Genomic DNA, 14,345 nt, shown 5'->3' with positions numbered 1-14,345 from the left:
CTACTAAAAAATAATTAAATCTGTATACTTCTCTTTTAAAAATAGAATTCACATAAAATCATCAACTAAAATAACCATAATTCCAGGTTGAAACACTGCTCCCTAATAAAGCAAACACCCTTTAAATCTCTAAAACATTAATTATATCTATATATTTTATCAACCCATGTAGTATCCGAAATTTTTAATACAATCTTTTTGTATAACTTTCTTCTAATGAGCGTGCGACTTCTTCTTCATTTGCGTTCACTTTGGCATGATCAACAAGCATTTTTGCCGCTGATGGTAATGCTTCTTTTTCTAACCAAGAATCTGGGTTCCATAACTTAGACCTTATAAAAGCTTTTGCACAATGAATAAAACATTCTTCCACTTCCACAACAATACCCAGCAACGGACTACGACCATTTACTTGCATCTTTTCTAAAATTTTTTCATCGTTTGTAATAGCTGCACGCCCATTCATTCGTAATGATTCTCCAAGCCCTGGAATAAGAAAGATAAGCCCCACCTTTGGATTAGATAAAATATTAAGAATCGAATCTACTCGGCGATTCCCCGGCCTTTCCGGAATTACAATTTGATTTTCATTTAAAACATATACAAATCCAGGTGCATCTCCTCTTGGTGAAGCATCACAATGTCCAAACTGATCTGAAGTAGATATTACAAGAAATGGCGATTTAGATAAAAAATCACGACAATGATAATCAAGAGATGGAATCACTTTCTTCACCGCACGCTCACTTGGATACCCTAAAATAAGACGTAATTCTTCTTCCGTTGAAATGAAAGAATTGACTTTTGTTTCCTCCAGTCCCATTCAATATACACCCCTTTTATTTTTCTTTATTTTCCCAAAATTACATACAATCATTGTATACTAAACTATATAGAAAGGGGAATATAAATGACAGAATGGTTAACGATATTTGATACAGAAGGAAACAAAATTGGAAAAAAGCTACGTGATGATGTACATCGTGACGGTGATTGGCATGAAACATTCCATTGCTGGTTTGTGGAAAAAGAAAACGAAGACATGTTGTTATACTTCCAATTACGAGCTAAAAACAAGAAAGATTTCCCAGGAAAATGGGATATTACATCTGCTGGACATATTATGTATGGTGAAGATGTACGAATAGGTGGTCTTCGTGAAGTAGAAGAGGAATTAGGGTTCTCCTTTCAAGCTACTGATTTAGAATACAAAGGCATTTTTAAAATCAATCACGAAACCCCACACTTCATTGACCGTGAAATGTGTCATATGTATTTTCACGCTGTTACAAAATCACTTCCTTTTGCACCAGGTGATGAAGTTGAAAATGTAATGAAAGTAAATGCAACTTCTTTCTTACAACTGTTAAAAGGGGAAATTTCCTCTACAACAGGAATTCCAGTTGTAAACAAAAACGCTAAACCGATTACAATAACATTCGAAGATATCTACCCATATGAACTTGAATACTATGAATTTGTTGTGGAAAAAGGACACACTATGCTAAAAAAATAGTTTTTTTAAGTTTAAATTATCAAGGATTGGTAAAGTAAAACTTCAATTAGCCCTCACCAGTTGGGCTTTTACGAGCAGTTAATTTCCCCACCTAACGTCTTTGCTTTTGCTGAACTTTGAGGTGGGAGTCTTACTGCCCGTTAATGCGGGGCAAATACAATTTATTATTCCTCTAGTGTCTTTAATTTCTTCTCTACCTTTACAAACATATGAATGATTAATATAATCATAAGACTTAAGATTACAATCGTTGTATGCGTATATTTAAATAGCAATCCAATTGCGCTCCCTACTAAAATCATAAAAACACCATTTTGTTTCATAACTTCAGCACTATATCGATTTCCAGCATTCCATAGATCTTTATTTTTCATTGAGCGCTTTGTTCGATACCCGTATACTGCGTTAATATCTGTTGGTGGATTTTTTTGCAATATGAGTGCAGTTAGTATAAATATAATACCGATTAACATGCTCATCCCTATATTTACAAGTGCATATGTCATCTTATCCCCCTCTCACATCCACACACCTATTTTTCAATACACATCTTTATTATACAATAAAGATTAATTACAACCCTATATTTTCCACAACAAAAAAATACACCACTCTTGTTTAAATGATGTACAAACTGAATACAGTATTTTATGTTCATTACCTAATCTTATTGTTTTATATTTACTTCCTCTGTTTCGACGTTTGAAACATGCTAGGAAGCGTCACAAATCGTGACCCTTTTGCTTTCAGTTGAGGAATAATTCGATCTAATGAGTCTACGGATCCTTGCAAGTTCGCTCTTGGGGTAGAGTGTTGTAATATAACACTTCCCGGAAACGCATTTCCTAATACAGTATTTGTAATCTGCTCTGCACTTACACCTTTCCAATCAACTGTATCTACACTCCACTGTACAATCATAAAGTTTTGCTCTGTCGCCCATCCCAACTGTTTTTCAAGTATTTCACCATAAGGTGGACGTATAAACTTTGGCGCATACCCCACCAATCTCTTCAATGTCTCTTCTGTTTTTACAATTTGGTTCCGGTATTCTTCATCACTCACTTTAGCTAAATTGGGATGATTGTACGAATGATTCCCAATAATATGGCCCTCATTCGCAATTCGCTTTACTACATCAGGATACCTTTCTGCATTTTCACCTAGAAGAAAAAAAGTACCTTTCACACCATAACTTTTTAGCTTATCTAATATTTGCGGGGTAAATACAAGGTCTGGCCCATCATCAAATGTAAGAGCAACCTCAGCTTTATTAAATGGTCCTGAAAACGCATAAGCATATTTTTCAACCCATGAAAACGGAGTCCAAGAGCCTCGAGCCTCCTCCCCACTTTGCACTTCGTTACCTAAATCAACATTTGATAAATTATGAATCGAACTAGGATAATTTTGATAATAAAAAGGATCTGAATACGGTATATAAGAATACGAAGTATAAAAAGGGATATTACGTTCTAGATTCCACTGAAAAGGACTAAACATTTCGGATGGATATAAGTAGTACATGATAAAAATCTCCCTTATATTTTATATGTCGTTCATTCAAATTTTGTTAGAAAGGTCCATATTCACAAACAGAAATAAGACCGTCCCACCTTTGGAACGATCTTATTTCCCTTCTATCTAAACACTTAATAAATTTTTTGACTATCTCTCGGTAAAGACTTCACATACTCTAAATAGCTTGTCACTCTATCATCATCAATTTGTGGATATTTGTAACTAAAATAGCTAGCAATCCCGATTGCAGTTTCTCTAAATAAATTCCCCATTACAAAGACAGACTTCCAAATGTTTTCATACTCCGCATTTGAAAAAGTCTCCACATATTGTTTCCACACGTCCTGCTCAAGGTATTTTTCAAAATACTTCCCAAACTTTCCAGCGCTTACTGTAAAATTTGTCTTCACCCCAATATGCCACTCTAGCATCTGCACCAGCATATCTCGCACAGGACCTTCAAGCATCTCTTTTACATAAGGTAGTTCTTCTCTCCACAGCCCTTTGGCAACATTGGTACTACACCACCAAAACTCATTACAGCAATCTGCAAATTCTTTTTCACTTGGCCTAGTTATAAGATAATCTGAATCACTTGCTGGTGAGAACGGTTCAATACATCCATCTTTATCCAGAAGAAGTACACTTAAGCTATCTCTATCAAGAAGTTCATTTACTAATTCTACTGGAACTAAAGTCAAATCGATTCGATTCCCGTCTATAAACTGCATCAAATAAGGAAATCTTCCATCCTCTTCGGGTGGAATTAAAGTGCTTTCTTCTGGCATTTGTACAATCATTCTTTCTCCAAATCTATTAACCCAGCTGTGATCAGATGTGAATGACCTTATACCTTTCACCACATATATAATATCGTAATCTTGAAAACAATCTTTCTTCACATTTGGATTCACACGAGAGCCATTCATAATAACTGCACGAATCCGTTCATCATCTCTCGCTGTATTTAATATTAAATCCATCATTTCTTTTTCGCTTCTCATATTTTTATAACCTCCAAATTTTATTATTCCACTGTACTCTATTCATTTCGGAGGAGCACGAGAAGGATTTCCTGTATTCCATACACATTATAACATATCAAATATTTTCTTCATTTTTTCTCCTCCTAGTCTACTAGATCTATAGCCGCCATTTAAATTTTATCACTCTGTTACAAGCGTCATTACAAATCCATCATATCCTTTACTTCCTACTGTTTGAATTGCTGTGGCAGTAACACGTGGTTCATTAGCTATTAACTCATAAAAACGACGTATTCCTTGCACGCGCTGGTCATCACTTGAAGCATCAATCACTTCCCCTTCGCGCACTACATTATCTCCAATAATTAAACTACCCGGCTTTGAAAGTTTTAGAGCCCATTCAAAGTATGTAGGATTGTTTTGTTTATCCGCATCAATAAAAATCAGGTCAAATGGCTCATAATCTTCATTAGCAATTTGTTGTAACGAATCTATCGCCATCCCCGTGCGAACATGAACCACATCTTCCAAATTAGCTCGCCTTATGTTAGCACGAGCAACCTCAGCGTGTTTTTCATTTACTTCAAGCGAAATAAGTCGACCATCTGTTGGTAATGCTCTTGCAAGCCATATGGTGCTATATCCCCCTAAAGTACCAATCTCTAAAATGTTCCGTGCCTTTTGGATTTTCACAAGTAATTGTAAGAACTTCCCTTGCGTTATTGAAACATCATGTGCTGGCAAATCAGCTGCAGCATTCACTTGAAGCACCTCTTTGGTACTAGTAAATCTGTAATATACTCATCAACAGCTGTCCATATATCCATATGTTTCACGTAAATACCATTCCCTTCGAATTGTATGGAATCATACTTCAATAACTTTCACTCCTATTATACATAAAATTCAGAATCAAAAAGAAATAAAAAAAGATTTGGCTTTAAACCAAATCTTTTTTATTTCTTACGGATTAGTAGACCAAAGCCCAGCAGATTTAATAAATGTACGTTTATTTAATTTCAGCTGTGCTACGATAAACTCTGCAATATCTTCTGCTTGCATAACTTTATCTGGATTACCATCCGTTAATCCTAGATCTACTGCCATATCCGTCGCAACTGTACTTGGTGTTAAAGCTGTTACACGAATGTTGTGTTTGCGTACTTCCATCGCTAACGATTCTGTTAATCCAAGAACACCAAATTTTGAAGCACTGTATGCACTTGTTACCGGTGCACCTTTTTGTCCTGCTGTAGATGAGATGTTAATGATGTCACCAGACTGTTGTTCAATCATACTTGGTAATGCAGCGCGAGTTGCATAGTATACACCCATTAAGTTGACTTGGATAATTTTTCCCCAATCAGCAACATCTAGTTCTAAAAATTTTCCGAACTTAGAAATACCTGCATTATTAATTAAAATATCAATAGAACCTAATCCGCTTTTTAATGTTTCAATAGCAGTAGTAACTTCTTCATATGAAGATACATCAGCAGTAGCTATAACAGCTTTCACGCCTTCAGCTTCCACTTCTTTCGCAACTGCTTTTAAATTTTCTTCAGAGCGCGCTAAAAGACCAACATTTACACCTTCTTTTGCTAAAGCAATTGCTACAGCACGGCCAATTCCTCTTCCTGCTCCTGTAATTAATGCATTTTTCCCTTGTAATAATTCTGCCAAATATAACACTCCTCAATCACTCTAAATTGCTTTCTTCTATCATGAATTCTATCTGTATTTAGTCTGAAATGCAATTATGCACTTTGATGTGCGTAGGTTACTTGTAAGTAACTATTGTGTTCAATGTACAATTCACAAATTATCTATGTAACTAGTTTTGGATAACGTATCCTTTAAAATTCTCGGCATCAAACCATCACCTCTCTCCTTTCATCATGCCAGTTATAATGATGAATAAGCAGTGAAGTTAAAGAAAATCTCCACTGCTTCAAAACCCAATACTACAATCGTTTTATAGCGCTCCCTCTTTAATTTTCAATTGCTGCGTTGCAAATTCTCGGTACATATCATGAGAACGTAACAATTCATCGTGAGAGCCACTTCCTGTAAGTTTTCCTTTTTCAATAAAGATAATTTTGTCTGCATCTACAACAGTAGAAAGTCGGTGTGCAATTACTAAAGTTGTTCTGCCTTTCATTAAGTTATTTAACGCTTTTTGAACAACAGATTCCGATTTACTATCAAGACTGGACGTCGCTTCATCTAACATTAAAATTTGAGGATTGCGGAGCAACGCACGAGCAATTGCAATTCGTTGTCTTTGGCCCCCAGATAATTTCACACCACGTTCCCCGACTTCCGTATCATATCCTTTCGGTAAATCATCAATAAACGCATCGACATATGCCATCGTTGATACACGCTGTATTTCTTCGTCACTTACACCCCCTTCAACTCCGTAGCAAATATTATCTCGGATTGTCCCATCAATTAACGGACTATCTTGTGATACATATCCAATTTGACGTCTCCATGATTGTAATGAGTATGTTGAAATAGGGTCTTTTCCTAACTTTATTACACCACTTGTTGGTTCATAAAAGCGTTCTAATAAAGAAAACAATGTCGTTTTCCCACTACCACTAGGTCCTACAATTGCAGTTACTTTTCCTGATTCAATGGTGAAATGAATATTTTGTAGTACCTTTTCGTCTTCGTTATACTCAAAATCTACATTTTCAATCAAAATGGATTGCTTTGCATTCGTTACCTGAATACCATCTATATGATTTTCAACTTCATATTCTAAAATAGTATGAATACGTTCTGTTGCACCAATTGCCTTTTGAAATTGTGTAAAGAACATAGAAAGTTGACTCATTGGCATAATAATTTGCACTAAATATAGAATAAATGCTACAAGTTCTCCCGTTGTTAGTGCACCACTAGAAACACGCATTCCACCATATCCTACAATAATAACAAGTAACGCCATTAAAACAAATGACATAACTGGTGTAATAAGAGCCTGAACTTTTCCTTCTTTCAAACCAAATTGTAATAACTTTTGAATTCCTTTGTTACCACTTTCATATTCTCTAGATTCTGTATTTGAAGATTTCACCAAACGTATTTCCGATAACACTTGGTTTAACACACTTGTAAAGGAAGCTGTCTCATCTTGCAACGTTTTAGAAATTTTATACATCATTCTTCCAAGTGGTACTAAAATCAATACAGATAACGGAATAACAGTTAATAGTAGGACTGTCATTTTCCAATCTAAAACAAACAATACAATTAACGATCCAACAATAGAAATACCACCCGTTAATAAGCTAGACAGGTGCTCTGATATTAACGTTCTTACAACACCTGTATCGTTTGTCATACGGCTAATTGTTTCACCTGTTCTGTTTTGGTCATAGTAAGAAACAGGTAAAATCAAAACCTTTTTCCATAGTCGTTCTCTAATTCCAGCTACAATTTTTTGCCCAATATAATTGAGTAAATAAATGGATAACCCTGACGCGATTGTTTGAACTACAAAAAATGTAACTAAGCCAACAATTTGCATTGTACTGATTGAGGAAATCGAAAAATTATCAACTAACCCTTTTGTAAGCATTGGAATAAACAAACTTGCTCCTGTTGAAAACAAGCTCATTACTAATGCAAAAATAAAAATACTTTTTTGGGGATGCGTATCTTGAATGAGGCGTATAAAATTCCTCCAACTTCCCTTTTTCTTCTCTTTATTGTGTATTTCCATTCCTATTCATCTCCTCATTTCAAACCAAACTGTTATTTCTAATATTAGCATACGATATGAATGTAAACTGAATGTAAACAGTCTAATCATTCATTCTCTTATTTGGTAATAAAACACATCAAATCTCATCTTTACAACAAGTATAATAATCTGATATTATTACCTGGTACTTATAAAAAGGAGTATTCTTTCGTTTCAACAAAAGGAATTATACAATACTGATTCAAATATATATAACATGTATTTTTACAACCTACTTTTGTAGGAATATTAGACAAACCTTACAAACCTTCATTGATTGAGAGGAGTATCCCTTTGCAAACAAACAAGAATCCCGAAAAGAAAACCATTATATTCATTCACGGATTAGTTGGAAATCGTCGTGCCTTTAAAAAGGAATATAAACGATTTTCTTCTTCCTACAATATAATAACGTATGACTTACTAGGACATGGTGAAGACAAAGGACAAGCAATCGAATTTTCTTTAGACCGATTAGTACAACAGCTATCCGACCTTTATGAAAAAGAAGGAATTCAGCAAGCTCATATTTGTGCCCTAAGCTATGGTTGCTATATCGCTACTATATTTGCACACAAATATCCAGAAAAAGTATTAAGCCTTTGTCATATTGGTGGACATTATAATAATCCATCCCTTTTATATAATGTTTTTCGAAAGTTTTGGGATAAAAGAGAACATGACTATTCTACTTGGCTGTATCAATATGCAAATACAATTTTCCCAAGCGGAATATTAAAAGCAAATCCTTTTGCAGTCATTTCAAAAAACATTTATTATCGCTTTGGCTTACAACTGCACTCGTCCATTATTGTTGAATCGCTCAAGCACCGTTTAGAATTTGATTTAAAATCTCGTTTAAAAGAGCTGTCGCAACCTATTCTATGGGTAATGGGAGAGCACGATCACCTCTACAAATCTTGTCTATTTGACTTAAAATCTATTCTACCAAATGTATTATACAGAGAAATCCCACTAGCTGGACATGCCGCAAATTTATTTCGCCCTAGCTATTTCCATGATTTATATTCTCGCTTTTTACACGGAGATTTAAAATAGAAATATATATATTCGTACAAAATGAAAAGGAGAGAAACATTTATTTATAAAAGTGTTTCCCTCCTTTTCATTTCTATCATTCATTTATATTTACAAAAGCAAAACTAAAGATAAGAAAAGCTTTCTAGTTTCCTAGAAAGCTTTTCCTTATAATATTGAAGAATTAAATTCTCTTATTATGCTTTTGTATAACCAGCTAGGTGCTTACTCCAGTAAGGATTGCTTACTGATTGAACTCTCACACCAGTTTTTTCAGTTTCTGCACTGATGAACTGACCATTTCCTAAGTAAATACCCATATGAGTCATACCACCAGCATTAGTAGTATTGCTAAAGTATACTAGATCGCCTGGTTGTGGATTGCTAGTATGTTGTTTGCTGCTCCAGTAGCCAGCAACAGTTTGACGTCCACCAGAGTGACCTGCTTGTTTTAATACATAGTAAATGAAACCACTGCAGTCAAAGCCAGCAGGTGTTGTACCACCCCATGTATATGGTGAACCATTTAGTGATTGTGCAATAGACACAATTGATGATCCGTTCGCAGATGGCGTTGACGGTTTTTCTGTTTGTGGTTTTTCTACTTGTGCATTTCCTTGCTCACCACCAGTAGTTGGACGAGAAGGCGTAGTTACATTTGCAGTACCGCCTTTTACAAACTTCACATAGTCTGCACTTACATAACCAGTTCTGCCGTTATGGTTAATTTTGTACCAGCCATTTTCCACACCAGAAACTTGTAGTGTTTGACCATTTGTTACGCCACCAATTACAGCGTTATATGTAGCTGGACCTGTACGTACTTTTAAAGCACCTGTATTAACCACATATGATCCACCAGTTTGAAGTGTAACATTATTGTTAGTAGCTGGTTTCTCTGTTTGGTTAGATACAGCTGTACCACCTTTTGTCACGAAGTCTTTGCTTATGTATCCAGTTCCACCATTATGGTTAATTTTAAACCAATCCTGTACTTCACCTACAACTTGTACTGTTTGGCCTTTATTTACAGAACCTAAAACAGTATGAGACGCGCTAGGACCTGTACGTACGTTAAGTGAAGAAACGTTAACTGTATAATTACCTGTTCCTTGTTGAACAGCAGTTTCTTTCTTTCCACCAGTAGTTACGAAGTCTCCACTTACATAACCTGTTTGACCATTTACAGATACTTTAAACCAGCCATTTTCTTGACCAGTTACTTGTAGCACTTGACCTTCTGTTACTTTAGAAATAATGTTATGCTCTGTGCCAGCACCTGAACGAACATTTAGTACATCAGCTGTTACTGTGTATTTTAGTTCAGAATTTGTTTCTACTGCTTTTGTTTCAATTGTTTGTTTTTGAGTTTGAGTTTGCGTTTGTCCATTGATTTCTTTCAGTGCATCAGATGACACTTGTGCATGAGCAGAATCCATTCCAGGAACTGCTACGCCAGCTACAGATGCTGCTGCTAAGCCTGCTAGTACTTTCTTCATAAGTTGTTTTTACTTCCTTTCCCTAAGACCCTCTAAAAAAACGAACTTAATAATCTATAATATTCTCAAAATCAAATATGCATTAAATTCCATTTTTTGACAAGGGTTTTATTTTTCATACGTCGTTAATTGTAAATGATTGACGTGAATTTTGTGTGAACTTCATGTGAACTTTCATTTCCAAGACAACGTTTTTATAATAAAACATTTCCTATTTTTTATCGCGAAATGAAATGGAAGACTCTACTCCTCATCATATCACTACAAATAAAAAATCTGCTTGTCTTATTAAATCATATCAACGCTCTCAGATAAAAGCTCCCCTTGATGAGTCACCCTTCTATCATTACAAAATTTTAATCATTTAGCAACTCAATAGTATTCTAAAAGATTATATTTCTCTTACTTGAGATGTCGTTAACTTTGTATATGGTCTTCCAATGGGGCTTTCGTTGAGTCTAATTGCACGATCAAAAACAGGTGATCTTACGTACGAGTATTATTTGTCATTGTAACGTTATTTCTTATTTGGAAAAATATTGTGTATTATTTAAGGATTGCCTAAACAAGAACTAGATAATATGGTATTTGTAGAACTTAATTGATAAAATAACCTTTATACATCGAAATATCAGGAGGCTTATTGTTACTAATGGAGCAAATTATCAATAATAGTTCAAAACATTATACAGAATTTCATTATGCACTTGTATACTTACTATCCTTACTAACATTCAAAAAAGTAGCAGCCATCGAAATCAAAAAAAATGAATTAAAGGCGGCTATAAAACAACAAAGAGATGAAATTGTAAAAGAAAACCCTTATAAATTATAAAATCTATGACAGATATAAAAAAGGATTATCAATTTTGATAATCCTTTTTTATACTTTATTTATAAATTTTCACTCGAGTTTCTAACGGCTGGAACTCTTTTTCCCCTGCCGCTACAACTGGTTTACCAAACGGCATTTGTGCAATTAACTTCCAAGATTCTGGAATATCCCATTCTTTTCTTACTTCATTATCAATTAATGGATTATAATGTTGCAGCGTTGCACCAAATCCTTCAATTTCTAACGCTGTCCAAATCGCAAATTGCAGCATTCCTGATGATTGCTGAGACCAAGTCGGGAAATTGTCTTTATATAACGCAAACTTTTCTTGAAGATCTTCTACTACTTTACTATCTTCAAAGTATAAAACTGTTCCATAGCCACTTCTAAATGCGTTCATTTTTTCTTCAGTTGGTGCGAAATTATTTTCTGGCACAATTTTTCTTAATGTTTCTTTCGTAATATTCCACAGTTTGTCATGTTGTTCACCTAATAAAACAACAACTCTTGCACTCTGAGAATTAAAAGCTGAAGGTGTATACTTTACGGCATGATTTACTACTTCTTGAATTTTCTCATCAGAAACAACTTGCTCTTTACTAATTGCATAAATGGATCTTCTGTCTTCAATCGCTGAATAAAAATCTTTTGCCATACTAATTCCCTCCAATTTTTATTTGAGGCTTACTAATATGTATTATGCTATATTCCGCCTCCAACTTATTAATAATAAGCTTATAACTTTATTATATTTACAAAGGAAAATAATTTCAACCAATAACACTCATACTTTTTCAGTTTTTGTTTTTGATACCTTTTATATTCCTTTAATATAAAAAAAGCAGCTTATCATCCACTCAATTCGAGTTTTAAACAAGCTGCTTTCCTTCACCTACTTAACAATTTCAAATCCGTAGGACATTAATTTATGTGTTTCTGTAAAACGTTTCATTTTACTCTTTGTACCCATAACCACTGTTACGATTCGCTTATCACCTTGTTTTGCAGTCCCTGTAAAACAATAACCCGCACTATCAGTAAAGCCTGTTTTCAGTCCATCCATTCCTTCAATGTATAATCCTTGATTAGCCGGATTTAACATTTCATTGGTATTTGTAACAATCGTACTTTTAAATGCTAGCTGACTTTGACGTAAATGTGTAACATCTAATATCTCTGGGTAATCCTTTACAAGATGATACGCTAACTTCGCTACATCAGCTACAGTCATCTTTGTTTCACTTCCATCAGCTTCTTGTAATCCAGAAGCATTTGCAAACTTAGTCGCTTCTGACAACTCCAGTTTTTTCGCTGTTTGATTCATAAGCCCTGCAAAATCTTGTTCTGTCTTTGCTATATGTTCTGCTAAAGCAACCGCAGAATTATTGGCAGATTGGATCATTAACGCGTGATATAAGTCTTTCACCGTTACTACATCTCCCATTTGCACTGGAATTCTAGCGCCCTCCGCTTGTGCTGATTTAGCACTTATTTTCACTTGATCTTCCCAATGAACCTTTCCTTTATGTATATTTTCTAAAAGGATATATGCCGTCATCATCTTTGACATACTCGCTGGGGCAAGTACATCTTCTTCATGATTTTTATACATGACTTGTCCATCACTCACATCAATGATTATCGCGGCTTTTGCTTCAATCACTGGTGTATACTTTTGCGGGATTACTTTTTCAGATAATCCTGTTTTTGGTAACTCTGCTACTTGTAGAGGCGGACCATCTATTGTCATTTTTTCTTTTGCTTTGGAAACATTTGTCGCATTCTTTTCTAAAATACTCCCCTGGAAAAAGAACCAACATGTACCCAAAATAATAGCACAGAGTATTGTTATGCTTCCCCACCCTAACCTTTTCATCACTAAATCTCCTTTTACTCTACCTATTTATAATTTCAAATTTAACCATAACAACAATGCCTTTAAATCGTCAAGGTCAAACAGGAAAGAATCTACAAGAATCATTCTTGGAAAACATGAGCAATTCAATGATTGCGGTACAAATCGAAAACCATATGAAATATTACTCGAAGTGCTAAAGGACCGTAAATTGCTATTTCTAGCAAACTTTGATTGTTGCCATACCCATCCAACGATGACAATGCCAATTGGTGTGCAAGTGGAAATGGATGCCACGAATAAAAGAGTAAGTATCATTAAACAATGGAAGAAATAAATATGTGGTTTAACGATTCTATGAATTTCTTCATTTTAATAATGTAATACAATCACATGATGAATATAAGAAGAGTGATTTTTATACGAAAAGCCACTCTTCTTCTTATATTGTTTTGCAACATCAGTCATGGTACTATATACCTTGGAATGTGAAAAATTAGACAAAGAATACACGTTACACAACTTTATATTTTTTCGACGTACATTCCATGTAATAAGAAAATATAGATGAAATACATTCTTTTCAAATTGATGTATTTATATCTAAAAGAGAGTGAATATATGAAACCAAATATTAAAAATTATGTATTTTTACATGTAGCTTTCTTGCTATATTCTATCATCATGGTTTACATGAAATGGGCAGCTAAATTCCCAATCACATCCATTTCATTTTTCGCTGCTTACTTTGGACTCGTTGTGTTTTTATTTGGCTATGCAATTATTTGGCAACAAGTAATTAAACATTTCGAAATATCTAGAGCATACTCTCACCGAGGTATTATCCTACTATGGTCAATGCTGTGGTCTGTCCTCTTTTTTGGCGATACGATAAAGTGGAACCATTTACTTGGTGCAGCTATTATTATTGTTGGAATTGTGGTGGTGACAAAAGATGAATAATTATATGTTGTTATTTATTTTCGGTATAATTTTAGCCAATTACTCACAAATTTTACTTAAAAAAGCAACTCTACAAGAATATGATTCCAAATTAAGAGAATATGTAAACCCTTATGTTATTATTGGCTATTCTTTATTTGTAATTAACGCCGGGCTAAATGTTATTGCTTTAAAAGGCTTATCATTAAAACAAGCATCTGCATTAGAGTCACTAAGTTATCTCATCATTTTAGTGTTTGGTTGGTATTTCCTAGGTGAAAAAATTACAAAAAGAAAAGTTATCGGTAACATCATTATTGTAATTGGGGTTATTGTCTTTTCCATACAATAAGAAAATACGTCCTTATTGTATAGAAAAAAGTCCGTTATAAATAA

14 protein-coding genes and 2 pseudogenes are annotated in these 14,345 nt (G+C 34.4%); 6 read left to right on the top strand and 10 right to left on the bottom strand.

Going from position 1 to position 14,345, the window contains the following annotated elements:
- Window positions 1-184: 184 nt before the first annotated feature.
- Entirely contained in the window at window positions 185-823 is a 639-nt protein-coding gene (locus LOK41_RS05065) for a pyridoxamine 5'-phosphate oxidase family protein (protein ID WP_241815534.1), read from the bottom strand.
- Between the two features lie 87 nt (window positions 824-910).
- Between LOK41_RS05065 and LOK41_RS05060 the strand changes: the two genes are divergently transcribed.
- A complete protein-coding gene (locus tag LOK41_RS05060) occupies window positions 911-1,516 on the top strand; it encodes an NUDIX hydrolase (protein WP_241815533.1) in 606 nt (201 codons plus the stop codon).
- Window positions 1,517-1,680: 164 nt separating this feature from the next.
- Here the strand turns inward: LOK41_RS05060 and LOK41_RS05055 are convergent, their stop codons facing one another.
- The 6 genes and pseudogenes from LOK41_RS05055 to LOK41_RS05030 all read right to left on the bottom strand — a co-directional run bounded on the left by LOK41_RS05055 (window position 1,681) and on the right by LOK41_RS05030 (window position 7,759).
- Entirely contained in the window at window positions 1,681-2,022 is a 342-nt protein-coding gene (locus LOK41_RS05055; protein WP_241815532.1) for an SdpI family protein, read from the bottom strand.
- Between the two features lie 175 nt (window positions 2,023-2,197).
- Window positions 2,198-3,043 carry a peptidoglycan-N-acetylglucosamine deacetylase gene (locus LOK41_RS05050; RefSeq protein ID WP_241815531.1) on the bottom strand — a complete coding sequence of 282 codons (846 nt, stop codon included), beginning with the start codon at window positions 3,041-3,043 and terminating at the stop codon, window positions 2,198-2,200.
- Between the two features lie 125 nt (window positions 3,044-3,168).
- A complete protein-coding gene (locus tag LOK41_RS05045; protein WP_241815530.1) occupies window positions 3,169-4,041 on the bottom strand; it encodes an aminoglycoside 6-adenylyltransferase in 873 nt (290 codons plus the stop codon).
- Window positions 4,042-4,203: 162 nt separating this feature from the next.
- Window positions 4,204-4,850 (bottom strand): annotated as a pseudogene (locus LOK41_RS05040) (O-methyltransferase).
- A gap of 136 nt (window positions 4,851-4,986) precedes the next feature.
- Window positions 4,987-5,706 (bottom strand): 3-ketoacyl-ACP reductase, encoded by a 720-nt coding sequence (locus LOK41_RS05035; protein ID WP_241815529.1) that lies wholly within the window; start codon window positions 5,704-5,706, stop codon window positions 4,987-4,989.
- A 292-nt stretch (window positions 5,707-5,998) separates the two neighbouring features.
- On the bottom strand, window positions 5,999-7,759 hold the full coding sequence (locus LOK41_RS05030; RefSeq protein WP_241815528.1) for an ABC transporter ATP-binding protein: 1,761 nt from the start codon (window positions 7,757-7,759) through the stop codon (window positions 5,999-6,001).
- A 315-nt stretch (window positions 7,760-8,074) separates the two neighbouring features.
- On the opposite strand from LOK41_RS05030, the gene LOK41_RS05025 reads away from it, so the two are divergent.
- Complete coding sequence (locus tag LOK41_RS05025) at window positions 8,075-8,839, top strand: alpha/beta fold hydrolase (protein WP_174103443.1); 765 nt, start codon at window positions 8,075-8,077, stop codon at window positions 8,837-8,839.
- 176 nt (window positions 8,840-9,015) lie between these two features.
- On the opposite strand, the gene entFM is transcribed toward LOK41_RS05025, so the two are convergent.
- Window positions 9,016-10,317, bottom strand: coding sequence for an enterotoxin EntFM (entFM, locus tag LOK41_RS05020; RefSeq protein WP_241815527.1), 1,302 nt, complete (start codon window positions 10,315-10,317; stop codon window positions 9,016-9,018).
- Between the two features lie 652 nt (window positions 10,318-10,969).
- Between entFM and LOK41_RS05015 the strand changes: the two genes are divergently transcribed.
- Complete coding sequence (locus tag LOK41_RS05015; protein WP_241815526.1) at window positions 10,970-11,152, top strand: hypothetical protein; 183 nt, start codon at window positions 10,970-10,972, stop codon at window positions 11,150-11,152.
- A gap of 55 nt (window positions 11,153-11,207) precedes the next feature.
- Here the strand turns inward: LOK41_RS05015 and LOK41_RS05010 are convergent, their stop codons facing one another.
- Window positions 11,208-11,807 (bottom strand): nitroreductase family protein, encoded by a 600-nt coding sequence (locus tag LOK41_RS05010; RefSeq protein ID WP_241815525.1) that lies wholly within the window; start codon window positions 11,805-11,807, stop codon window positions 11,208-11,210.
- A 237-nt stretch (window positions 11,808-12,044) separates the two neighbouring features.
- Complete coding sequence (locus tag LOK41_RS05005; RefSeq protein ID WP_241815524.1) at window positions 12,045-13,028, bottom strand: D-alanyl-D-alanine carboxypeptidase family protein; 984 nt, start codon at window positions 13,026-13,028, stop codon at window positions 12,045-12,047.
- A 100-nt stretch (window positions 13,029-13,128) separates the two neighbouring features.
- On the opposite strand from LOK41_RS05005, the pseudogene LOK41_RS05000 reads away from it, so the two are divergent.
- The 3 genes and pseudogenes from LOK41_RS05000 to LOK41_RS04990 all read left to right on the top strand — a co-directional run.
- Window positions 13,129-13,344 (top strand): annotated as a pseudogene (locus LOK41_RS05000) (LD-carboxypeptidase); the annotation flags it as partial.
- Window positions 13,345-13,628: 284 nt separating this feature from the next.
- Window positions 13,629-13,970 carry an EamA family transporter gene (locus LOK41_RS04995; protein WP_174103433.1) on the top strand — a complete coding sequence of 114 codons (342 nt, stop codon included), beginning with the start codon at window positions 13,629-13,631 and terminating at the stop codon, window positions 13,968-13,970.
- Entirely contained in the window at window positions 13,963-14,301 is a 339-nt protein-coding gene (locus LOK41_RS04990; protein WP_241815523.1) for an EamA family transporter, read from the top strand. Before LOK41_RS04995 ends, LOK41_RS04990 begins: the two co-directional genes overlap by 8 nt.
- The last annotated feature ends 44 nt before the right edge of the window (window positions 14,302-14,345 follow it).

The sequence above is a fragment of the Bacillus sp. TL12 genome (assembly GCF_022625245.1).
Classification (GTDB): domain Bacteria; phylum Bacillota; class Bacilli; order Bacillales; family Bacillaceae_G; genus Bacillus_A.
The sequence above is the reverse complement of the archived record's forward strand: the minus strand, read 5'-3'. Positions and strand labels throughout refer to the sequence as shown.